The sequence below is a fragment of the Paenibacillus sp. FSL R7-0179 genome, assembly GCF_038002265.1.
In the GTDB taxonomy this organism is placed as follows: Bacteria; Bacillota; Bacilli; order Paenibacillales; family Paenibacillaceae; genus Paenibacillus_AQ.
In genome coordinates this window covers 3616940-3640097 of the sequence record NZ_JBBOCC010000001.1, presented here as the reverse complement: position 1 = coordinate 3640097, position 23158 = coordinate 3616940, and the positions used below count along the sequence as shown (strand labels likewise).

General features: G+C 54.0%; 22 protein-coding genes and 1 riboswitch. Of the genes, 4 read left to right on the top strand and 18 right to left on the bottom strand.

Annotated features, from left to right (window positions below; genetic code table 11):
* Nucleotides 1-77: 77 nt before the first annotated feature.
* A riboswitch (FMN riboswitch) is annotated at nucleotides 78-225 on the bottom strand.
* Between the two features lie 233 nt (nucleotides 226-458).
* Nucleotides 459-1637: a PstS family phosphate ABC transporter substrate-binding protein gene (locus MKX63_RS15965; protein WP_341018242.1), complete on the top strand. Its 1179-nt coding sequence runs from the start codon at nucleotides 459-461 to the stop codon at nucleotides 1635-1637.
* Between the two features lie 801 nt (nucleotides 1638-2438).
* On the opposite strand, the gene MKX63_RS15960 is transcribed toward MKX63_RS15965, so the two are convergent.
* From MKX63_RS15960 to MKX63_RS15940, 5 genes are all read right to left on the bottom strand, one after another.
* A complete protein-coding gene (locus tag MKX63_RS15960; RefSeq protein WP_341018679.1) occupies nucleotides 2439-3920 on the bottom strand; it encodes a carboxylesterase/lipase family protein in 1482 nt (493 codons plus the stop codon).
* A gap of 20 nt (nucleotides 3921-3940) precedes the next feature.
* Nucleotides 3941-5098 carry an AI-2E family transporter gene (locus MKX63_RS15955; RefSeq protein ID WP_341018240.1) on the bottom strand — a complete coding sequence of 386 codons (1158 nt, stop codon included), beginning with the start codon at nucleotides 5096-5098 and terminating at the stop codon, nucleotides 3941-3943.
* 102 nt (nucleotides 5099-5200) lie between these two features.
* Nucleotides 5201-5932, bottom strand: coding sequence for an SDR family NAD(P)-dependent oxidoreductase (locus MKX63_RS15950; protein WP_341018239.1), 732 nt, complete (start codon nucleotides 5930-5932; stop codon nucleotides 5201-5203).
* A gap of 74 nt (nucleotides 5933-6006) precedes the next feature.
* Complete coding sequence (locus MKX63_RS15945; RefSeq protein WP_341018238.1) at nucleotides 6007-6180, bottom strand: hypothetical protein; 174 nt, start codon at nucleotides 6178-6180, stop codon at nucleotides 6007-6009.
* A gap of 110 nt (nucleotides 6181-6290) precedes the next feature.
* Entirely contained in the window at nucleotides 6291-6650 is a 360-nt protein-coding gene (locus tag MKX63_RS15940) for a (2Fe-2S) ferredoxin domain-containing protein (protein WP_341018236.1), read from the bottom strand.
* A 148-nt stretch (nucleotides 6651-6798) separates the two neighbouring features.
* Between MKX63_RS15940 and MKX63_RS15935 the strand changes: the two genes are divergently transcribed.
* From MKX63_RS15935 to MKX63_RS15925, 3 genes are all read left to right on the top strand, one after another.
* Nucleotides 6799-8388, top strand: coding sequence for an AraC family transcriptional regulator (locus MKX63_RS15935; RefSeq protein ID WP_341018235.1), 1590 nt, complete (start codon nucleotides 6799-6801; stop codon nucleotides 8386-8388).
* A 109-nt stretch (nucleotides 8389-8497) separates the two neighbouring features.
* On the top strand, nucleotides 8498-9517 hold the full coding sequence (locus MKX63_RS15930; RefSeq protein ID WP_445321881.1) for an ABC transporter substrate-binding protein: 1020 nt from the start codon (nucleotides 8498-8500) through the stop codon (nucleotides 9515-9517).
* A gap of 143 nt (nucleotides 9518-9660) precedes the next feature.
* The gene (locus MKX63_RS15925) at nucleotides 9661-9894 is read left to right on the top strand and encodes a hypothetical protein (protein ID WP_341018233.1); all 234 of its coding nucleotides are present in this window, start codon (nucleotides 9661-9663) and stop codon (nucleotides 9892-9894) included.
* Here MKX63_RS15925 and MKX63_RS15920 read toward each other — a convergent pair.
* The 13 genes from MKX63_RS15920 to MKX63_RS15860 form a co-directional block, all read right to left on the bottom strand.
* Nucleotides 9891-10997: a GerAB/ArcD/ProY family transporter gene (locus tag MKX63_RS15920; RefSeq protein WP_341018232.1), complete on the bottom strand. Its 1107-nt coding sequence runs from the start codon at nucleotides 10995-10997 to the stop codon at nucleotides 9891-9893. The genes MKX63_RS15925 and MKX63_RS15920 overlap by 4 nt on opposite strands.
* A gap of 34 nt (nucleotides 10998-11031) precedes the next feature.
* Complete coding sequence (locus tag MKX63_RS15915) at nucleotides 11032-12237, bottom strand: Ger(x)C family spore germination protein (RefSeq protein WP_341018230.1); 1206 nt, start codon at nucleotides 12235-12237, stop codon at nucleotides 11032-11034.
* Nucleotides 12227-13759, bottom strand: coding sequence for a spore germination protein (locus MKX63_RS15910; protein WP_341018229.1), 1533 nt, complete (start codon nucleotides 13757-13759; stop codon nucleotides 12227-12229). Before MKX63_RS15910 ends, MKX63_RS15915 begins: the two co-directional genes overlap by 11 nt.
* 180 nt (nucleotides 13760-13939) lie before the next feature.
* Complete coding sequence (locus tag MKX63_RS15905; RefSeq protein WP_341018228.1) at nucleotides 13940-14980, bottom strand: NAD(P)/FAD-dependent oxidoreductase; 1041 nt, start codon at nucleotides 14978-14980, stop codon at nucleotides 13940-13942.
* Between the two features lie 27 nt (nucleotides 14981-15007).
* A complete protein-coding gene (locus MKX63_RS15900; RefSeq protein ID WP_445323507.1) occupies nucleotides 15008-16024 on the bottom strand; it encodes a FecCD family ABC transporter permease in 1017 nt (338 codons plus the stop codon).
* Between the two features lie 20 nt (nucleotides 16025-16044).
* On the bottom strand, nucleotides 16045-17103 hold the full coding sequence (locus tag MKX63_RS15895; protein ID WP_341018225.1) for a FecCD family ABC transporter permease: 1059 nt from the start codon (nucleotides 17101-17103) through the stop codon (nucleotides 16045-16047).
* 174 nt (nucleotides 17104-17277) lie between these two features.
* Entirely contained in the window at nucleotides 17278-17589 is a 312-nt protein-coding gene (locus tag MKX63_RS15890) for a hypothetical protein (RefSeq protein ID WP_341018224.1), read from the bottom strand.
* Nucleotides 17590-17684: 95 nt separating this feature from the next.
* Complete coding sequence (locus MKX63_RS15885) at nucleotides 17685-17906, bottom strand: hypothetical protein (RefSeq protein WP_341018221.1); 222 nt, start codon at nucleotides 17904-17906, stop codon at nucleotides 17685-17687.
* Nucleotides 17907-17978: 72 nt separating this feature from the next.
* On the bottom strand, nucleotides 17979-19673 hold the full coding sequence (locus tag MKX63_RS15880) for an oleate hydratase (protein ID WP_341018219.1): 1695 nt from the start codon (nucleotides 19671-19673) through the stop codon (nucleotides 17979-17981).
* A gap of 133 nt (nucleotides 19674-19806) precedes the next feature.
* Nucleotides 19807-20412 carry a TetR/AcrR family transcriptional regulator C-terminal domain-containing protein gene (locus MKX63_RS15875; protein WP_341018217.1) on the bottom strand — a complete coding sequence of 202 codons (606 nt, stop codon included), beginning with the start codon at nucleotides 20410-20412 and terminating at the stop codon, nucleotides 19807-19809.
* A gap of 85 nt (nucleotides 20413-20497) precedes the next feature.
* Nucleotides 20498-21238 carry a metallophosphoesterase family protein gene (locus tag MKX63_RS15870; protein WP_341018216.1) on the bottom strand — a complete coding sequence of 247 codons (741 nt, stop codon included), beginning with the start codon at nucleotides 21236-21238 and terminating at the stop codon, nucleotides 20498-20500.
* Nucleotides 21239-21479: 241 nt separating this feature from the next.
* Nucleotides 21480-22847: a sigma factor-like helix-turn-helix DNA-binding protein gene (locus tag MKX63_RS15865; protein ID WP_341018215.1), complete on the bottom strand. Its 1368-nt coding sequence runs from the start codon at nucleotides 22845-22847 to the stop codon at nucleotides 21480-21482.
* Nucleotides 22754-23074, bottom strand: a complete 321-nt coding sequence (locus tag MKX63_RS15860) for an RNA polymerase sigma factor (RefSeq protein ID WP_341018678.1) — start codon at nucleotides 23072-23074, stop codon at nucleotides 22754-22756. The genes MKX63_RS15865 and MKX63_RS15860 overlap by 94 nt, the downstream gene beginning before the upstream one ends.
* Nucleotides 23075-23158: the final 84 nt, after the last annotated feature.

Sequence of the window (23158 nt, the reverse complement as noted above, 5' to 3'; positions counted from 1 at the left end):
GCGAGCCCTGTGAACAGGACAAACATCGGGGGTTGTTATCAATAAAGACACACGGAATAGACCCGCCGCCTTTATCTTATGATCCTCTCCCATCCGGACTTTACCGTCGGCTCTGGATTGTCACCAGATCAGTCGCTTCCTCTTGTGATAGAGTAACGAGTCGCGGGCTTAGCTCTCACGAACATCACCGCCGGTCAGGAATTTCACCTTACCCCGAGAATCTTGTATTCTGTTATTATTTTCACAATCTCAGAATACCTCTGATTTTTGATTTCGTCCAGCTTTTTATGAAAATAATCATGATATTTCATTCAATAATCATTCGAACCATCACTCTGCTAACCCAATCTGCTTGCCGCATCCAGGTTCTGGTTCGTTTGGCAGAAACGGCAGTGTGCGCTACACTATAGTATGAACATTAATCATCCCTAAATATAGAGATCTATTTGGAGGTCATCATGAAAAGAAGTTTTTCGATCAATCTGCTGTATTCCTTCTTTGCGCTGGCTGGGCTCACAGTTGCCGCCTTTATAGCTTATTTCATTACCGCTTTCACCAAAGGATATCTGTTCTATGGTCCGCTTGTCCTGGTAATCGCTGCGGGCTTGGCACTGCTCTCCGTAATCTCCATCTTCGGCCTGTTCAGCAGACGGCTGCGCCAGATCCTGCTGGGAAGCTTCGTTGGTCTCTGTCTGCTTACAGCCGCTGGCTATGAGATCAGACAAGCTTATATCAACAGCTTAGCTGAGGTTAGTGAGCAGGAGGTCAATCTCAATCAGTATGCCCCTTTTGCGACAAATACCAAAGCCGCATCCCTGAACCATAAAGCTTCCTACCAGCTTATGATGAACCTGCCGCGCCTGGATGGAGCAACAGCGCTGTACCCGCTGTATTCGGCTTTTGCCCAAGCGGTCTACCCGCAGGATAACTATTCCCCCTTCGTCCAGAAGGAAGGGACCGATTTCGTGGTATGCACCAGCACCTCTGAGGCCTACAAACGGCTGATCACAGGAGAGGCCGATATCATCTTCGCTGCTGCCCCTTCGCTGGCCCAGACGAAGCAGGCGAAGCTAGTAGGCCGTGAACTGAAGCTCACTCCAATCGGCCGCGAAGCCTTCGTCTTCTTCGTCAACAAGCGCAATCCGGTGGACAGCCTGACCACGGAGCAGATTAAGGATATCTATTCCGGCACCCTCACCAATTGGAAGCAGGTCGGCGGCAAGGATGACCCGATCCGCGCTTTCCAGCGGTCTGAAGACAGCGGCAGCCAGACCCGGCTCCAGAAAATCATGGAGGACCGCCAGCTGATGACTCCACCGAAGGAGAATGTGGCAAACGTCATGAGCGGCATTATCAGCCAGACCGCCAACTACCGCAATTACAAGAATGCACTGGGCTTCAGCTTCATGTTCTATGCCACGCAAATGAACGCCAGTGATGAGATCAAGCTGCTGGCTATCGATGATGTGCCGCCGTCCACAGAGAGCATCCGCAGCGGAGAATACCCGTTCACGACTGAATTCTATGCCGTAACCGCCGGCAGCACCAATCCGAACATCGAACCGTTCCTGGACTGGATTCTGTCCGCCGAGGGCCAGGAGCTGGTTGAGAAGACCGGGTATACGCCGGTTAAATAAGCAGAGCGCCAGCATCCTAGGGGGTAAAAGGATGCTGGTGCCCGCACTTGCCAAACGTGTTCGGTTTTTCGATTACATTTGGCCTGCACACCACCGTACCTGACCATTGTAATCGGTTTTTCGATTACATTCAGCCCACACACCACCGTGCCTGACCATTGTAATCGGTTTTTCGATTACATTCGGCCCTAACACCACCGTGCCTGACCATTGTAATCGGTTTTTCGATTACATTCGGCCCACACACCACCGCACTAACTCATTGTATTTGGTTTTTCACATACATTCTGAAGCGATCTCCTACTCATTCCGGCGGTCCGCCTAACTCTGGCCAATCTGAGAGTTTTCTCTCTCACCGACCGCTTGTATAAAGCAGCATTGTTGCACTTTTTGCAGGACTTCTCTATTACAGTTACTGGCTGGGGTACATTGTTGCATCATTTGCAGGAATTATGGTGTTTAGAGTCAGTTAGCGCTGGATTAGTTGCAATTCGTGCAAGATTTCAACATAAACCGCTCCTATCGAACAGTATTGCTGCAATTCGTACAGGATTTCTCAATTAATGTTACTGGCTGTGGAGCAATAGGCCCTTCCCTTATCGCAGCCCCCATTGCATTATGCTTTTACGCATACATTCGCCCGCATATCTCCTCACTTGCTCAATTTATTCGCTTTTACGCATACATCCAGCCGCACACTGCTAAGCCCGTCCTCTGTATTCGGTTTCCCGCCTACATCCGGCCGCACACAGCAGCAGCCCTCCCGGAGGTCTTCCTCCGGCGAGGGCTGCTGCTGTGAACTTATCCCATATAATGCTCAAAAATCCGTTTGCGCTTCTCCCCGTCCGGGTCGTTAACCACACGCGAGGATTGGTCAAAGATCATCGTAGCCCGCGTGTTCGGCGTGTACTGCGGCCAAGCCAGTCCCGGCGCTGCCGGATCTCCACTATGGGCGAAGGCAGTCCAGGCGGTCTGCATTGCCTCAGCCACTGCCTCCATCTCCGGCGTCACGCTCAGGCCATACTGCTTCAGCAGCGGGAGGTTGTTGAAGACATACAGAATCTCCGCGCCGTGAATGGCCTTCTCCAGCAGAGGATGCCCGGCCACCGTCCAGTCGAAGCGGTACATCCAGACGGGCGCATGCCCTTGCTGCTTCTCCGCGAACGAAATGGAGCTGGCCCAGAAGAACAGGTCGGTCAGCACCTCAGCCTGTCCTTCCCAGCTCTGGCTGTAATCCGAGGTCAGCTCGGAGAGGTCACCCACTCCCATCAGCTGCTCCAGCGCTTTGAGCGATTGCTCGAAGTTGTCCGCCTTCTGCCCCTCGCGGAAGAACAGATTGCCTTCATGCAGATTCGTTCCGATCAACACGGGAATGCCGCTGGCAGCTCCCGCTGCGATGGCCTGTACCGGCTCAACCGGCAAGGTGCCCGGCTCAATAACCGGCTGGAAAAACATATTCATCGAGTCTCCGGACAGCTTGTACGCCATCCGGCCTGCGGCTTCCATGATCTCTCCAGCCGGCAGCGTATGCAGAAGCTGCGTATCACCGCCAGGCTGAAGGCCCAGCTCTGCCAGGAAAGCGGCGGCAATCTGCCCGCCGAGCTCTTCATTCAATGTCTGTGCCGCCCCGCTCTCCATTATGGCCCGGGCGAACAGTCCCTTCGCCGCAGGCATCGCCAGCAGTGCAGCAATACTCATGCTCCCTGCCGACTCCCCGAAGACCGTGACACGCGCCGGATCCCCGCCGAATGCAGCGATATTCTGCTGCACCCATTCCAGGGCAGCAATCTGATCCAGGAGGCCCAGGTTGCTGCCCAGTCCTGCGCCCAGCGGAGACAGATGCAGGAACCCGAGCGGACCCAGCCGGTAATTCACGGTAACCACCACGACCTTCCCGGAGACGGCCAGCTTGCTGCCCTCGAACATCGGCTGGCTGCCTGCGCCGGTAACGAAGGTGCCGCCGTGAATCCACACCATCACCGGCAGAGCTTCGGTCTCCTCCGCAACCGCCGGGGACCAGACATTCAGATATAGACAGTCTTCATCATAAATAGGGGTGGTGCCGCCAAACCGCGTCCCGCTGGTGCTGACCGGCTGCAGGCTGACTGGTCCGAACTTGACAGCCTCCCGCACGCCGCTCCAGGACTCCGGCGGCTGCGGTGCCCGGAAGCGCAGCTCTCCAAGCGGCGGGGCAGCGAACGGGATGCCGCGCCACACGTTCACGCCGTTTCCCGCTTCTCCCTCCAGTTGCCCGTAAGCTGTATTCACCAGTTGTCCTGTCATTGCAATCATTCCTTTTCGCTTTATTCCTCAGTCTTTTCTTCGATGACTCTGTAGAGCCCGGAGCGGAAGCGGAACCACTGGAAGATATGGGTCATTACCACCTTAAGCACGGCGTAGCCCGGCACCGCAAGTATGATACCTAGTACACCGAACATTTTTCCGGCAAAAATAATCACAAAAATAATTGTAATCGGGTGAATCTTCAGCGATTTCCCCATAATCTGCGGCGAGATAAACTTCCCTTCGATCAACTGGACGGCGGTCCAGACAATGACCATCTTCAGCAGCATAAATGGTGAGGTCACCATCGCCACAATCAGCGCAGGGGTAATCGCAATAGCCGGCCCCAGATAAGGAACTACAGCCGTACAAGCAGCCACGATCGCCAGAACCAGCGAATACTCCAGCCCGATAATCAGATACCCGATATAGAGCAGTGCGCCGATACAGCAGCTGACAATAATCTGGCCGCGGATATACGATGCGATCTGATTGTTCATTTCCTGCATCACCATCCGGGACTGCGGCCGCAGCGCGGTAGGGATGAGTCTCATGAGATAGTCGGGCAATCTTTTGCCGTCTCGCAGGAGATAGAAGAGAATGAACGGTGTAGTCACTACAGCCAGCACAATTTCGGTCAGTGTTCCCACGAAGCTGCCTACGCCGCTGACGGCATTATTCAGGAAGGCAGTGGCCCAGGTCGTCACCTTGCTGGTAATATCACTAAGGTCCGTGCCCACGCTCGACTGAATCTTGTTGAACAATTCACTGCCCGTAAGCTGGAGGAATTCCTCCTGAATCTGCTCACTGTAGACGGGGAAGTTGTCAATCAGGCCCATGAGCTGGGTGCGGATGATCGGGATGACCATCAGCAGCACCAGAGTAATGATTCCGATAATAATCAGATACAGAATGACAATGCCATACGCCCGCTTCACCCGGCTTCTCTTCTCCAGACGGTCCACCAGCGGATTCAGCAGATAATAGGCGATCCCTGAGAGGAGCAGCGGCGCTGCCACCGTATGCAGAAGCACAGACAGCGGCTTGAACACAAACGGAATCTTTGAGAATACGAGTATCGTTAAGCCCACCAGCAACGCAATCAGCAGACCTACCACAAACTTGTTGTTCAGAAAAAACTTTTTGAATTTATCCGGCCATACCTGCCGTCTATCCATATCCTGCCGCCCCCCTAGCTGCAACTCTTGCCTGTTAAGTGTGATTATTTGCACTATGTATAAGCATAGTAACCCTGTGGCTGCAAGTCAAATCAGGGATCATCAACGCAAATAACAGCCATTGTTGATATCAAAGGTGGCTCCGGTATAAGCTCTGGCTCTGCTGCTCAGCATAAAAATCACCGTATCGGCAACATCCTCCGCCAGCAGCGGTTCAGGATTTAACTGGTGTTCCCGGTATTCCTGCTGCCTCCAGGCCGGGATATGTCCCATCATCGGGGTGTCTGCCATGGTCGGAGCCACTGCATTCACGCGGATCGAAGGGGCAAAATTCATTGCGCAGCTCTTGGTCAAGCCAAGAATAGCAGCCTTCGTTAGGCCGTATACTGCGTCGGAGCTGCCTTCCTGGCCGGAGACCGATGACATGTTAACGATGACGCCCTTCTGCTTACGCTCCAGCAGCATCCGTCCGAAGGCCTGGGAGAAGTAGACATACCCTTTGATGTTGATATCCATCACGCGGCTGATCTCCTCCGGAGTATACTCCAACAGGCTGCGGCCCAGATAGATCCCTGCATTGTTAACCAGCCCGCTCACATGAGCATGCTCTTGCTGAAGGGCTGTGAAGAAGTGCTCCACCTCGCTGTAATCGGCGACATCCAGGCGGTAAGTATAGAGCTTATCCGTAGCGGCTTCATGCTTCAGCTCCTCCAGACGCGGTCCATCCAGGTCACAGGCAATGACCTCTGCTCCCGCCTCCAGACTATGTCTGACAATAGCCTTACCAATACCTGAAGCCGCACCGGTCACTATTACTTTCATTCCTTGCAGCATCCTTTGACGTTCCTCCCTATATTAGGCTGAATAATCACTGTCGTACTGAAAGCGCAAATCAACAATACTTCCGGTTACCACAAGTTACGCCCGGCGGCATGAGCGGCAATCAGGTCATTCTCCTCCGTCTTCAGCCGCAGGGACTCCTGATTCCCCGCGATCAGATGAATCAGGTTATATTCCACCTCTTCCTGCACGAACCACCTGCTGTGCAGCACATCATCCTCCGGCCCAAAGCTTACAAACATCCCGCTTCCCCTCTCTTAGACTTTTCTATCTATTGTAAGGCCCCCATTGGAAAAAATAAACAACCCGCAGCCGGAATTATTCCGTCAACGGGCTGTACTAAGCCACTTTGTTATTTCTTCTTCTTCCCTTTGGCTCCCTTGGGGGTAGCGGCCTTGAAGCCTTCTTCATACGTATAGAGCAGATGCTCTTCGAGCTGTTCTCCCTTTAGCAGCTTACGCACCAGACTTTTGGCCGACTTGGGGGTGACATCCCTGTACCATGCGCCTTCGGGGTATGAGATCACTACACAGGCATCCGAGCATCTTCCATTGCAGCGGGTTACCGTTGTATGGATCAGCGCGTCTGCTCCTTGCTTCGTAATCTCATCCTCAATCGCTTCGGCTACCTCTTCACCCTTGTGCTTCTTGCAGTCACTTCCGTTACAGATCAGCAAATGGCTGACCGTTCCTTGCAGATTCCAGGTTGTCATGGCAGTTCCGCTCCCTTCAATACAACAATACCCTGCTAGTCCTATAACCTTAAACTCTACTGCCCTTTTCGGGGATCGTCAATAGAAGGAAAGACTGTTATACTGACATTGAGAATGATTATCATCTAAGAAAAGAGTGACCTGAAACATGCAGACGCGAAATGCCGGCAGTTCATGGCCTAATCCTCACAGCTTTTATATTCCGGTACGTGTAGCGGCACTGGATCAAGCCTCCATTAACCGTGACAATCCCATTCAGCCCTTCACCTCATTCCTGGCGGTAATCACCGGGGGAAGCGGAGTCATTGAGCTGAACGGCGAACACATCCGTCTATCCGGCGGTCATATTCTGTGCAGTGACAGTTCGGCAGATAACAGGCTGCCCCACGGCCATAAGCTGCAGGGCGTGTGGATCGAATATGCTGTGATCTCCGGCAACATCCGGACGTTCAGCCCGCTGAACCATGGTCAGCCGGTCCGAAGCTGTCCGCCCCACTTAAGCACACTTGCTGTGCAGCTTCTTAACGGCTGGAACCAGCCGGAGCAGCATACGCCGTTTGCCCTGCAAGCCCTGTTCACGGAGTTGCTCAGTGAGCTGTACGACAATTCTGCGGAGTACGCAGAGCGGCCAACTCAGTGGATTGACCGTGTACTGCATCATATAGAGTCCCATTATAATGAAGATTTGACGAGAGAACAGGCTGCCGGGCTTGCCGGAATCACCCCGGAGCATTTCTCCCGCAGCTTCCGCAAGTTCACCGGACAGACCTTCAACGAATACATAACGCTGATGCGCATCCGCAAGGCCCAGCAGCGTATCCTTACAGGAGCTCCGAATCTGAGTACGCTGGCGCTTGAGGTAGGATATAGCGAAGGGACCTATTTAAGCCGCAAATTCAAGCAGGTCGTAGGCATCTCCCCTTCAGCCTTTCACCGTAAGAGCAAATCCGTAGTCTCGCTGAACTTCAATCATACGGCCAGCCTCCATGCGCTCGAAGTCGTTCCCCGCCTGGGAGTCTATTCGGCCTGGATGGAGAGCATGCAGCCCGTTCCCTCCAGGAAAAAGCTGCTGGATGAAGGAATCGGCTCTGAAGGTCTATACGAACGTCTAGCTTCAGCCCGGCCGGATGTCATTATCAGCTATTCCTTACCTGATAAGAGCAAGCAGCTCCTGTCCGTAGCGCCGGTGATCGAGATTCCCTTCATGCAGATGGACTGGCGGGAGCAGTTCCGCCTGATTGCCGAGGTGACCGGGCGTCAGCCACAGGCAGAGGCCTGGCTAAGCCATTATGACTGGCATTGTTATCAAGCTAATCAGCTGCTCGACCGGCAGATCGGTGACCGGGGGACCGCCATGGTCCTGGAGCTTGGCGCAGAGACAGCCTACTGCTTCAGCAGCAGCTATGGCCGCGGGACGCAGATTCTGTATCATGATCTTGGCTTCCGCCCGCCGCTTGGCCTTGTTGCCGAAGGACTGCTGGATAAGGGTTATCTGGAGATTGCCTTCCATAACATTGCCCGCTACTCCGCTGACCATATCTTTATTACCTCAAGCAGGAAGGCTGCTGAAGCGCTGGAGCCGCTGCAGAGCTTTCTTCACCCTGTACAGCAACAGCCCATCAACGGCTCAGTAGGCGGAAGAATCTACTTCCTGAATCAGTCAGGGATGTTCTACGGCTTCGATCCGCTCTCCTCCAAGGCCCAGCTGAAGGTGCTGGTGCAGGCGCTGACATCATAAATTTACATAGCCGGACATCACATTCAGCCATAGTCTAATCCGGGGAAACTCTGTAAAGTGTTACCTGAGAATGATAATCGTTCTACATTAAGGAGGCGACATCTTGAAAATCCCATATTTACAATCACGCCGCATTCACCGGAAAGCTTGGATCGTCCTGTCTTTGCTTCTGGCATTGACTCTTATCGCCTCTGCTTGTGGAAATAACACTTCTAATAACAGCAGTGGTGCCGCTTCAGCTAAGGCTACCGGGACACCCGCTTCCTCCACCCAGGCAGAGAAGGCTGCTGCAACCACAGCTCCCGCCTTCCATACCGTGACCACTGTGAACGGAGATATTGAAGTGCCGGCAGCACCGCAGCGGATTGTTGCCGAGGAATATCTGGGCAGCTTGATTGCCCTGGATACGATTCCTGTCGGTGCTCCGGGGCTTACACTGGAGAATATGTATTTCAAGGAATTCCTAACAGGAGTAGCCGATACCGGCACTTACGGCAAAATGTCACCGGAGAATATCCTCGCGCTGAATCCCGACTTGATTATCTCCGGCAATGCAGACAGCTATGCCGCGCTCAGCAAAATTGCCCCAACGGTTATTGTGCCGTACGGTGATTTGAAGAATGCGCATGAAGAGCTGACCTATTTCGGCAAGCTGCTGGGCAAGGAGCAGGAGGCAGCAGCATGGCTGGCTGATTACGATAAGCGTATTGCGGACGCCAAGGCCCGCGTGGATGCAGCGATTCCTGCCGGGGCCACCTTCAGTATTCTCGAGCATGCAGACAAGTCCACCTGGGTCTATGGGGACAACTTCGGACGGGGAGGACAGCCTATCTATCAGGCACTGGGGCGCAAGCCTCCGGCTGGAGTGGCTGATGAAATTATGGAGAAGCAGTGGGCAGAATTATCCGCTGAGACCCTGGGTAAGTATGCGGGTGATTATCTGGTCATCACTGACAATACCCGAACTGCTCAAGACTTCCAGGCAGACCCGATCTGGGGCAGCCTGCCAGCGGTCAAGAACGGGAAGATTTACGTATGGAAAGAAGAGCGCTCCTGGTATTATGATCCGATTGCCGTTCTGGCCCAGACGGAGGAGCTGGCCGATTGGCTGACCGGGGCACAACAATAATGGTGTCATGAATACGCTGCCTGTGGCCTTGAACGGCTTCCGGCAGCTTTTGGCGTTTACCCTATCCATAACTCGGAGATAATATCTGTAGCCCGCCGCGCCGGAACCGGCAAATTATTCTTGCGGTGCACAAGGAGACCTCCATGAAGATTATCAGTATCTATGTCCTGTTCGCTGTTCTTACGCTCACGTTAATAGTCATCATTGATGTGATGTCCGGGATCAGTCTGCCTGCCTCCATTCATTCGCTCGGGACCATCTTTGCCACAACTACACTGCAGGAAGGGGTATGTATCACAATCTTCCTGCTCCTCCCGTTCATCCAGGTTGCCATTCATGCCTCTAAGAAGCGTCAATCCCGCCGGAAACCCTCTTAATTCTGCTGACGGTACAAGCCGAACCTCCGCCGGACACGATGAATCAGCAGCAGCAGTATGGGAATTACCGCACAGAATACCGGCAGAAGCGTCTGCAGAAAAGTCTTCCCGTCATTCATATGCTCCGTGTAATTCTGCGCGCTGACAAAAGAGCTGAACAGCATAATCACAGCTGCCGGGATAACCAGCCTGCTGGTATCGTTTACCTTGAACAGATCGTTAGCAATCGCAACAGCAGCATAACAATAGACGGTCAGCTTAAAGAACGCCCCGATAATCAGCGTCAGCATCACCAGGGCATCCAGCCGTTGAATGAAATTGGCCATATTTACAAGAGTAATGGTCGTAAACATGGGAAAGGCGGTCCGGCTGTACAGATTTTCTCCCAACACAGCCATCTCAATGGCATGGGTGAAGCTCAGCAGGCAGGCACTGACAATAATCGCTGCGATCCCTGTTTTCTTGATTTTCCGGGAGTTGTTGAAATGGGGCAGAATGGTGGTGAAGCACATCAGCTCGCCGAACGGAAAGATCAGGATGTTGGGATAGGCTGATTTCAAGGCTTGCTTATAATCGCCCATATGAAGCGGAAACAGATTTCTATACTCCACCAGCCCGGCCGAGATTACAGCGACAATACAGATGCACCCCATAATGATCACAATCCACAAAACAATCTCGGCGGTCCTGGCAAATACCTCTATCCCTTTGCTAAGGATGTACATCACTGCAATAATCATAATTGAATTAATGATCAGAATCGGGGTTTTGTCATAGGAGGCCGAGATCAGCAAATCCCCCGCTTCCCGCAGATTTCTAGACCCGTTATAGAGAATTACCGGCAGGAACAGCAGACTTACCGGCCAGCCCAGCCATGGCCCTAGAATAGAACGCGTATATCCGCTTATGATCTGGTTCGGGAACTGGAGAGAGAGGTGTGCGAACACCAGATACAGCAAAATGCCTCCCGGGAGGGCAAACAGAATGGCGAGCCAGACTGCATGTCCGCTCTCCAGGCCGATAGGGACGAGGACGGCAGTCCCCAGCTCAAACAGAATAATCAATGCCAGCAGCTGGTTCGGGCCGATCACTTCTTTTTTCATAACAACAATCACCTGATTTCTGCGGTTAAGCCGATTATTTACCTTCGGGGATATAGGGTTTCAGACCCATGCCGGTACTGCGGATGTAAGCCTTGATCTTAAGGTCCAGCCTTCCCTTCGCAAAGACTCGGCCCCAGTCCCCGTCCAGTGCCGCCCATTCCTGCGGATTCGTCCGTTTCAGCTCATTGCCGAAATTGAATATATCACTCTCCAGCTGCTGCCCCTTCTGAAAAGCCTGCATGACCTCAATCCTCGTCTTCTTCTCCAGCCCCTGTTCAATCTTCATGATTTCCTCCCGCTTGCTGAGGTCTACGAAGCTGTCTGTTTCGTTAACGCTTCCCTCCTCCGCAATCGTCACATGAAAGACCGGAAGACCCTCCTCCATCGTGGTCTTTACCTCCGTTCTGGAATAGATGATATTGACGGCAACGGACTCTTTTTTATCATCTGCATCAATATTGAGTACTGTTTCTTCTATCTGGTTAAGCAGCCACTCGGTTCCTCTTGCTTCGGAGTCCTTCATCCAGTAGAGCAGCTTCCCCTGCCTGAACACCCCAAGCCCGTTCATCATCGTCTCAGTCAAGGTTTCAGACCCTTCCAGATTACTGCTCTTCTCCCCCTCCTCGGCATTTCCCTTAATCTTCACCGCATTGATCGTCAGATCGCCTTCTCCTGTAATGGCGTGAATGACATCGAAGACGCTGATTGGCCGGTTCTCGCCCCAGACTCTGGAGGTATTCTGCGCCTTTTTGACCAGCCCCAGGGCCGGCAGACTCTCTACAGGGGTCAGCAGCTTCAAGACTGAAGCGGCATCACTGTCACGGGCGACTAATATTTCTGAATTGAGCCGCAGCTCATGGGACCGCTCGAAGATGTCGAAGATATCGTTAATCCCGTCCCGCGCCAGGCGCTCCCCGAGTACAATTAGCTGGGTATGGGCAAAAAAAAGCTGGCGGGTCACATGCTTCGACGCCCGCCGCAACGCGCCGAACATCGTTTTGTCTGTGGCTGACACCACCACTACAGCAGGCTTGCCGCTTCCGGGAGAGGTACTTGTTGATGTGGAAGACGGATTGACCAATTGAAAGGTGACCCGGTATTCATCGGTCTCCGGAACGAGATCCATCCCGATCCCGCTGACAACGGCCAGCTCATTCAATTCCCGGCTGTTCCAGCAGCCGCCCAGCGGCAGGACCAGCACCGCTACGGCAATCAGACGCAGCAGCCCCTTACCGTTCATCAGATTTCCTCCCGGCGGCCCTTTTCCCTGCGGGAGAGGCTGAAGAGCGCTTGCTGTTGTTGACAAGCCGCTTTCTGAGCCTCGTGAAGCTCTGCGGGGAGCGGATGAAGGTATCCTTCAGATTCCCCGGAACAAAGGGACCAATAGGCGTCATGTAAGGAACACCGAGCGAACGCAGGCTGCACAAATGGGCAATCAGCATAATAGTGAATATGGCGATGCCATACAGCCCCATAAATGCGGCGATTCCCATGATGATAAACCGCAGCATGCGGATGGAGAGGGCCATGTTGAAGGCCGGGGTAGCGAAGCTGGATATTCCTGTTAGGGAGACCACGATTACCATCGCCGGCGAGACGATCCCTGCCTGAACCGCTGCTGTCCCGAGCACCAGACCGCCGATGATGGAGACGGTCTGGCCGATGGGCGAAGGCATACGTACCCCTGCTTCCCGGATAATCTCGAAGGTAACCTCCATGAGAACCGCTTCAACAAAGGCAGGGAACGGCACCCCTTCCCGCTGTGACGCCAGATTGATCAGCAGCGGGGTTGGAATCATCTCCTGATGGAAGTTCAGCGCAGCGACGAAGATCGCCGGGCCATACAGGGAAATAATAAGGCATACGAACCGGAGCATCCGGATCAGCGAGGAGATATCATACCGCTGGTAGTAATCCTCCACCGTATGAAAGAACATGAAGAAGGTGGTAGGAGCGATGAGGACAAACGGGGTACCGTCCACGAAGATAGCGATCCGTCCATCCAGCAGATTGGCTGCCACGCTATCCGGGCGCTCCGTATTGAACATGGTGGGGAACGGCGAATATTTATTGTCTTCCACAATCTGCTCGATATATCCCGACTCCAGAACCATATCGACCTTAATCTCCAGGAGCTTATCCTTGAACGCCTGAATCGTCTCTTCATCTGCAATGCCGCGGATATACATAATCGTAATATCAGTGTGGGTGACATCGCCCAGCTTCATCGTTTCAGTCCAGAGGTCCGGGTTCTTGATGATTTTGCGGACCAGGGCAATATTCGTGCTGATGGTCTCGGTGAAGCTTTCTTTGGAGCCGCGGATGGCGACCTGGGTACCTGCCTCCGTAACCGCGCGGGACTCCCCGCCGCAGGTGCTTCCGCTGATACCTCCCCCCACTCCGTTCACCAGAATAACCGTATCGCCCGAGAGCAGCGCCTCCAGCAGCCCGTTAATATCTGTAACGAGCTTCTCCTTGCCGATGCTAAGGGCATTCTCTTTAATATAGCTGTAGACTTCCTCCGGGGTTACCGCAAGCCGCGCACGGTCATTCAGAGCTTGAAAGGACATCACATGCGAGATATAATCATCAACCATCACTCTGTCTGTTATGCCAGCGACATAAATTGCAGCCACACGGGCTGTTCTATTAATTAGTTCATAGGTGCGTATAACCAGATCGGGGCTGTTGCCGAGCCTTGCTTGAATGGTACTGATGTTGTCTTCCAGCTTAGGGGAGACCGGCGAATTTAAATTATCCATATCCGCACCTCCTGGCTCTTACTATTCGCCCGCTATTCATTTTTTATACAGCATATGGAATGTGTACCAAGTGGAAACAAGCTGTCCCCCTACGGAATAATCCGTGTAAGGGACAGCTTGTGCAGATATTGCTTATAATGTAATGCAGGTACACCGGCTGGTATCTCTGAAGGAGGAATGCTAGTGATTATCTACTACGCCAAGCGCCTTATTTTTCTCCTTGAACCGGTCATTATGCGAGGAGACGTAGGCTACCTTCTCAGCGGTAGGGTCCATGTACAGCTTCGCGCTGTTCAGGGCAAGCACCGCATCGGTGAATGTTCCGGCAATGAGCCGTACCTTGCTCTCATGATCCACGAAATCTCCGGCAGCGAAGATGCCCGGCAGATTGGTCTCCAGCTTCCCGCTGACGTTCGCACACCATTCCCCCATATCCAGCCCCCAGTCCTTCAACGGACCGAAGTCGCTTCTCAGCCCGTGGTTGACAATGACGGCATCGACCTCAAGCTGCTCGTGCTCTCCGGTCTGGATATGGCAGACGGTCACCTGATCAATCTGCTCTCCGTCGCTGCTGTGCAGCTGGCTTACCGCGCAAGGCACACGCACATCCACCGAGGAGGCCTTCATCCGGGCAATATTCTTCTCATGCCCGCCGAACTGCTCCCGCCGGTGTACCACGGTTACACTGGCCGCAATCCCCTCCAGCTCATTCGCCCAGTCCACTGCGGAATCTCCGCCGCCCGAGATCAGCACCCGCTTGCCGCGGAAGGGCTCCAGCTCCTGAACCGTGTAGTGCAGGTTCGTCACCTCATAGCGGTCCGCCCCTTCAATCTCCAGCTTCGCCATCTGCAGAATACCGTATCCGATGGTGAGAATAACGGTACGGGTCCAGTGCTGCTCGCCGGTGGCCGAGGTCAGGATATACGTTCCGTCCTCCTGGCGGGCTTGATGAACAATCTGCTGTCCGAATACGAGGGTAGGATCGAAGGTGCGTGCCTGCTCTGCCAGCTGATCGATTAACTGGCGGCAGAGAATAGGTGTTACTCCTCCGACATCCCAGATCATTTTCTCGGGATAGATCAGCATTCTGCCGCCCAGCTCATCCTTCGCTTCAATCAGCTTGGTCTTCAAATCCCTCATTCCGCTATAGAACGCTGTATACATGCCTGCGGGGCCGCCGCCAATAATCGTCACATCGTATAATTCCATTGGTTCATTCATTGATATCCCTCCAAGGTCTGGTTGTATTTAAGATTTGGTACGGGCCAGAAGATACAGAAAGTATGGAGCGCCGATGACAGCTACCACTATGCCGGTAGGAATCTCGGATGGCTGCAATATCCGCCGTCCTATTGTATCGGCCGTAATGACAAGCAGCGCGCCGATCAGCGCGGAGGCGGGCAGCATCAGCTGATGCTTCGGCCCGACCAGCCGCCGTGCCAGATGCGGACCAACCAGCCCGACGAAGCCGATGCCGCCGCTGACCGCTACGCTGGAGGCCGCAAGGCCGACCGCTGCTGCCAGCAGGCGGAACTGCTCTCTGCTAACGTTAGCTCCGAGTCCTGTCGCTGTCTGCTCGCCCAGATTAAGTACATTCATCACCCGGGCCTTGTAGATGACATAAGGCAGCAGAATCACGATCCAGGGCAGCAGGGACAAGACAAACTTCCAGCTTGTACCCCAGATGCTGCCCGCCAGCCAGGTAGCCACGAACTGATACTTGTCCGGGTCGAGGCGAAGCGTCAGCACGATCATCGCCGCGCTCATGCCTGCCGCCACTGCGACCCCGGTTAGCAGCAGCCGGATCGGCGAAATACCCTGATGCCGCTTGAAGGCGAGGCTATAGATCAGAGCGGCAGTGCAGGCCGCTCCGGCAAAGGCAACCACAGGCAACAGATAGACCGGAGCCGCCGAGGTCGTCGGGTAGAAGGAAATCAGCAGCATGACCATCAGTCCGGCCCCGGCATTAATGCCGAGAATGCCCGGGTCAGCCAGATCATTGCGGAAGACCCCCTGCATCACTGCGCCGGATACGGCAAGTGCGATACCAATTAACAGAGAAATGACAATCCGCGGCAGGCGGAACTGGAACAGAATCAGCTCCTGCTTGTCCGTCCCCTTGCCGACCAGCGTATCCAGCAGCTCAAAGGGAGTAAGTCTTATGTATCCTGTATTCACACTTATAATGAACATGATCACAATCAGAACGGACAGCACGCCAATCACCCTCAGGCCATGCTTACGCCTTGTATCTTCTGAAGACATTATCTTATGGCTCTGCATCTTTACAGCTCCCTTCTTTCTTTTCGGGCCAGATACAGGAAGAACGGTACCCCAATCAGCGCTATAATCGCACCTACCGGCGTTTCATGCGGCGGATTGATCATCCGGGCCGTCAGATCGCCCCCGACCACCAGCAGTGCACCCAGCACCGCAGAGCAGGGAATAATCCAGCGGTAATCCACACCGACCAGATATCGGGTCAGATGGGGGATGATCAGGCCGACAAACCCTACAGCTCCCACTACAGCTACCGAGGCTCCGGCCAGAATCAGGACAATTAGCGTACCCGCCAACTTCACCAGCCCTGTACGCTGCCCAAGCCCCTTGGCAATATCCTCACCCAGGCTGAGCATCGTAATCGAACGGGACAGCACAACGGCTCCGAGGATAGCCGCTATCACCCATGGAGACATGATCTGCAGCTGGAACCACTTCGTTCCGGCCAGACCGCCGGCATACCAGAAGGCGAGATCTTGTCCGATCCGGAAATACAGGGCGATGCCTTCACTTAGCGCCGAGAGCAGCGCACTGAGGGCAGCACCTGCCAATACAAGCCTGGCCGGGGTTAGCCCGCCCTTCGCCAGCGAGCCTACTCCATAGACAATTCCCGCTCCCGCTCCGGCGCCAACGAAGGAATAGAGAATGAGATACATGAACGGCAATCCCGGAAAAAAGGCAAAGCAGACCGCCAGCGCAAAACCCGCGCCGGAGTTAATACCCATCAGTCCCGAATCCGCCAGCGGATTGCGGGTCATCCCTTGCATAATAGCCCCTGCCACAGCGAGGCTGGCTCCCACCATTACGCCGCCCAGCACACGCGGCAGCCTAAGCTCGCGGATGATCTGATGGTCGGTAATCTCGGGATTGAAATGAAAGACTGCGGTCCATACCACCGACAGCTTAATATCTGCGGCACCGAACGATACAGATATAGCGATACCAAGCGCCAGCACAATGAGGCCGCCAATAAGAATTAGTGTTGCCGCCCAAGGACGGGACCGCAGCTTCAGCGGCTTGGCTTTCTCATCCAGCCCGCTCCCGGACACTGCCTGTTGATTCATGAATGTCACCTGTTTCTTTGAAATTGATTCTCATTATCATTATAATATTGTAATGGAACAGGTCAAGGTTTGGCAATGGACAAAAAAATAAAATAAAACAGCCTATCCTCCCGGTTCCATCCTGTTAGAGATGTAGCTGGAGCTTAGGCTGTCAGATTGGCTGTTCGTTGAGTTCTATACATTCTGAAGCGTACCGCCGAATATTTTGCGGATGTACCCTTGCAGCTTACCGATATGCGGCACGAAGAGGCTTTTGTCATACACATAATTAGATTGGGTTACCAGCTGTGAATAGAGCAGGAAAAGGATGGCCGCAAGCTCCCGGTCAATCTGCCGCTCATGCTCCATCAGAGCATACGTCTCATCCAGCGCCTCATAGAGCTGAAGCATGGCCGCCTCATTAATGATCTTACGGCGCAGAGGTACAAGAATATCTGTAGCAATAGCGTCAATCCGCAAAATAACGGCCGCCAGTCTCTCGTTCACTCGATTCTCCTCCTGCAGTGACTGAATGGTAAAGCGCTTGCTTATTACCATCCTATGTCTGCCGGACCCTTAGCATGCCTGAGCTGCGGAATCAGCTACCTCGTGTAATCCTCGTATTCGTCTCTCCTGTTCAGCTTGGAGTACATATATTCATCATTCTTCAGCTTATAGAGCTGGCCCATGGCACCAAAGATCAACAGCAGCACTACAATCAGACCATAGGCATAGCTAAACTGGTTGAAATAGAAGCACAATACAATGGCTGCAAAGGTCATAAGCAGCAATGCAAATGCGATCCGGCTCAAAATTCTCTTCATCAGGTTCCTCCGCAGAAATTTTTAGTCTAAATGTATCATAATCTACGGACGAATCCTGTCGAAAGCTGGCAGCTAGATCAATTTCGAGAGTACCGTTCCCGCCAGCAGCTCACCGAGCGTCTTATCGAGCGGCAGCGGCTTGTTGCCCAGACAGGTGCGGAGCGCAGTCAGCAGCACACGGACATCATATTTGCTCGGATGGACGGGAATGACCTCTTTGTCCAGCGCCAGTAAATTGTAGACGGCCATCATTGCGGAGCGGACCGAATACTCCACAGTGAACACGCAGTCGTCCGGCACTTCGGCGAACTGGCCAAGGAAGGCCAGATTCAAGCTGCCCTGCGGCACGACCTGCGGACGGTCACCAAGCACGCGCGGCATGAACTGTGCAGTGATATAAGGCATCATACAAGGGATGACATTCGTGGTATGCTCCAGAATCTCGGGAATGCGGTCCGCAAGCCCCATATGGTAGCACAGTTCCTCCAGCAGCTCGCGTCCGGTGCAGTCGCTCATTTTTTTCTTAATATAGTCGCCTTCGGCATCCGGGAACAGGCCATACGCCCACAGCACCTTCACATTGTCCGGCTGGTTAATGAAATGCGGCTGCTTCGGTGCGGTCCAGGACATCATCCAGCTGGAGTCTTTGATCGTCACCACGCCGCCCATGCCGGGAGCATCTCCCGTCAGTTCAAGCAGATAAGGGAATACAATCTCATCATCGGTAAAAGTCATCGTGAACGACAGCCATTTGGACTTGTCGATATCCCCGCAGAACACCTCAGGACGGCCGAAATCCGGAGATTTGGCGGCAAGCTTCTCCCATAGGCTCCAGCAGCCGCGCTCAGTCAGAGAGCGGTTCAGCACCGCCGGATGGTCCAGATCGCCAAGGGTAGAATTCTCTGTCATTGAGCCGTTCGTGACCATGACCAGATCCCCGCGTGTCACCGGAATGGTCTTCGGCGAACCGTTCACCAGCACCTGAATTGCGGTTACAACCTTCTCATCATCGTTGATATCAAGCTCCAGATCTGTGACCTCATGCCCTTTGTCAAAATGAACGCCCTCACGCTCCAGCCACTTCATCAGCGGCAGGATCAGCGAGTCGAACTGGTTGTATTCGGTGTGCAGAATCCCCTTCAGCTGGTTCATCCCGGAGATCAGGTGCATGAACCGTTCCATGTAACGCTTGACTTCAACCACACTATGCCAGTTCTCGAAGGCGAACATGGAGCGCCAGAAATACCAGAAATTCGTCTCCAGGAAGCTCGGGTCAAAAAACTGCTCAATCGTCACCGCGCCCAGTCTCTCTTCGGTAGCCAGTGTCAGCTTGCCTAATTGCAGGGCGTGTGCGGTAGAGAGTCCCAGCGAGGAGAAGTCGGCGGGGGTGCCTTGCTTTTCGACCAGACGGCAATGCGATTCAATCGGTTCTGCCAGATTCAGCTCCCGGAATTCATCCAGCACCGTCCGGTCCGGATTGGTCAGGGAAGGGATGAAGCCGAACAGCTCCATGAAGCATTCGAAGTGCTCTTCAATCTCGCGTCCGCCCCGGGCGCTGTAGCCGTCCTTGGCATTACCCGCCCCGTCCATGGAACCGCCGTATATCGATGATTGCTCCAGAATATGAATATTCCGTCCGGGCATATGCCCGTCACGGATCAGGAATGCCGCCGCCGACAGGGAGCCGATTCCTCCTCCGACGAGATAAGCCTTGCGTGAAGCGATGCCTTCCTGTACCTGCGGATGAATTCTTTGATATGTACCCATATGTCCTCTTCCTTCCTTGATCAGGGGATAAGTGCCTGCTAACTGCCTTCACTATACCCGCCGTGAACCAGGGATTCTATGGACAGCCGGACGCAACTGTCTAGGGATTACACATCCGCCGGATATTGTGTCATTACTTCGCCGGATGCACCGCAGTCTGATAATGCTCTAGCCCCCGGGCAATGCATCCGTCCATAATCCTTGATACCTTATCCACCACTCCGGCCGGATCTGTGTTCGCTCCTGCTTTGAGCCAATGGATTACCTGTTCAAGGATGGCCAGAGTGTAGAAATCGGTTATATCGAGTCTGGCCTGCATTCTCACTGGCTCTGGGATCTGCTCCTGTCCCGGCCACGCCTGCCCGTCCAGCTCCTCCACTACGCTGATCATGACGCGGTAAATCACCCCGTACAGGAACTCTTCCAGATGCTCGCGTCCCAGCGAGTGGAAGGTATTCAGACAGATGGTTTTGTTATTTACGGTATAGCGCAGCACGCTTAAGAACCCTTGCTTCCAGCCCGCCAAGCAGCAATATTGGTCCAGTCCTTCAATCACTTCTGACTTGTAGATCCAGCCGAGCAGCTCATAGATATCCTGAAAATGATTATAAAACGTATGGCGGGTCACCCCGCAATCCGCCGTGAGCTGCTGGATCGTTATTTTATTCAGCGGCCTTGTGAGCATTAGCTTCTTCAGGGACCGGGCTAACGCATTCTTCGTTAAAAGGGAACCCAACATCTCTTCCTCCTGAACATTCGGATTTAATATTCCAATTATAACCAATTACGAGTTTGTTTTCACCCCGTCTGTTCCCCAGCTCTTGTTACTCCCGTTCCCCAAGCCGAACCGCATAGGTCTTATATCCGGCTTCGCTAATCTCCAGGCAATTCAATTGCTCCCCGTACACACAGCCGCCGTCGATGCCTATTTTGTCACCCAGCGGACTGAACCAGACTCCTGCCCCGTCCTGCAGATCTACCGTAGAGGTATGGCCGAATACAACCGTCTTCTCCGTAGAGGTAACAGGATGATTGTAGAAAGGCTCCCGAATCCAGATAAAATCATACTCCCGCTGGGTCCGCCAGTCGGCAAGGGAAGGATCAATGCCCGCATGAACGAACAGATGGGTCTCCGTCTCATAGTAATAGGGCAGCGAACCCAGGAAATCCAGGTGCTCCTTATGTTCCGTGCGCATGAACCGCTTCATCTCCGTATAATCCCTCCACCCTGAATCCGGGTGCAGGAGCACCGAATCCCGGCCTCCGCAATAGCTCAGCAGGGTGTGGAATCCCCCATTCGTAATCCAGTGGGTATCCCGCTTATCATCCTCTCCCGCCAGCGCATCGCAGGCCATTTGATCATGGTTGCCCCGTAGCACAATAACCCCCTCGGCCTCGGCAAGCCGCTTCACCTGTTCCACAACCGCTCTGCTGTCCGGCCCCCTGTCCACATAATCGCCCAGCAGGACTAACTGATCCCTTGAGGAGTCATATTCCGCCCGGCGGAGCAGCAGGTTGAATTCCTCTATACAGCCGTGGATGTCACTGATTACTAATGTTCTCATGCCGCTCTCCTCCTTTTTTAGACGAAACTATTATACTATAAAGAGCATATGAGGTACTCCATAAGGCATAAGGCGCACTTCAGAGCTTAACTTGAAGCATGGCCGGCGCTGCGGTTAACATTTGGCCCTCCGGCCGCTGCCGCTCCTCCACAACAGACTAAAGCTATAATTTGCTAAATAGCACAAAAAAGAGGCTCACCCGCAAGCATTCAGCTTAGCAGGAAAACCTCCTGGTTACATTCTATTCCGTCCGCTCGGATAACGGGGTCTGTACAGGCCTTCCCGCAGTGCGGTCCCAGCGCCAAGGGGCGCCATGACCCTCCAGATGCAGGCCGCCGTACCATTCATCGATATTTTGCAGCTGTAGCCGGTCGGCTGCTCCGGCCATCACCTGCTCTCCCCATCCAGTCAGCGTAACGCTGCGGTGCAGAAATTCCGGTACCTCCCTGTAATCTCTCAGCTCTGTTGCACCATCAATCTCAAGCAGCGGCTGCGTGCCCGCCGTAAGTGTGCGCAGGACCTTCCAGTATTCCGTATCGCCCATGCCAAGCCGGTGGAGCTGATCCGTAACCTGGCGGAACAGCTTAAGCGGCGTATCCATACCGTTAGCTACAGCTTGGAGAGTGGTCTGTTCGACAATGCCGAGTCCATTCTCTACGGAAGGCAGGCGGGAGAGATGGGCCATGAAGGCATCATAGGCAAAAGCAAGCGCACCTCCCGCCAGCTCCTCCCGCTTCGCTGCAAGCAGATCCGCCAGTTCGCGGGGATTGGGATCGGCATAGGCTTCCCACAGCAGGCTCCCCAGCTGCAGCTCCTTGCGGCCAATCTTCCGCCAGGTTCCCGGCAGGGTGCTAAGCTGGGCTTCCGTCAGCTGTCCCAGACCATGGAACCGCTCAATCCCGGGGTAATCTCCGATGCAGAGCAGGCTCAGCTTGGTGTTGCCCAGCTTTTGCCCATTGAACCAGTGTAATAGGTAGGCAAGCATACTCTGGTCGAACAGATCATGATCGAACCACAGCACCACCTCATCATACTGGCGGAATCCGCTAATCCTCCGCTCCTGCTCCGCACAGCCGGCCAGATATTCAGCCGCCGGAATACCCAGCGTGGCCTGTAGCACCTCAGCCCGCAGCAGCCGGTTTTGCTCTGCCGCCGGATCGGTGAAGATCGGCCCCGCCGAATAGATCTCTCTCCACACCAGCACCTCCCCCTGGACAATTCCCCGTTTCAGCTTATCTCCCACCGTGTCACCATTGACAATATGCAGCATACGTGCTCCCCCTTCATGTAACAGATGAAATGCGGCAGCCAGATCGGCAACAGGTAAAGCGCCCTTCAGCTTGCGTCTGCCGTCATACAGCCTTTTCTTCAGCGTAGCGACGGGAAGGCTCAGATATACGGAAATCTCCTGAAGCGAGTAGCCGTAGAAATAGAACAATTGCAGCGGTACCCGCAGCTTGGCGGACAATTCCGCCACTGACTTGTGCAGCACCTGTGTCCATTCCCTGTATTCAACTATCTCGGCTGCGCCGGGGATGCCCCGGGCACCTGCTCCGCTGCCTCCAGAGGCAGGATCGTCTCTGTCTTGCGCCGCAGCAGCCGGTGGCACTGCCTGACCACGATCGTTTTGAACCATCCCGGGAACGCGGCCGGCTCCTGAAGGCTGCCAAGATTCATATACGCCTCCAGCAAAGCTTCCTGCACCGCGTCTTCCGCGAGCTGTACATCACTGAGCATATCGTAGGCCACTACGTAAGCCATCCCCCGCACATGCCCGCTAAGCTCCCGGAAGGCTTCGGCATCGCCCTGCTGCGCTTGTTCAATCCACTGTTGCATCACTCTACCGAACCTCATTTCTGTAAGTCTTGATCACGTTACACTACTAAGTGCCAATAAGGGGGAGAAAGGTTACAAAAGAGC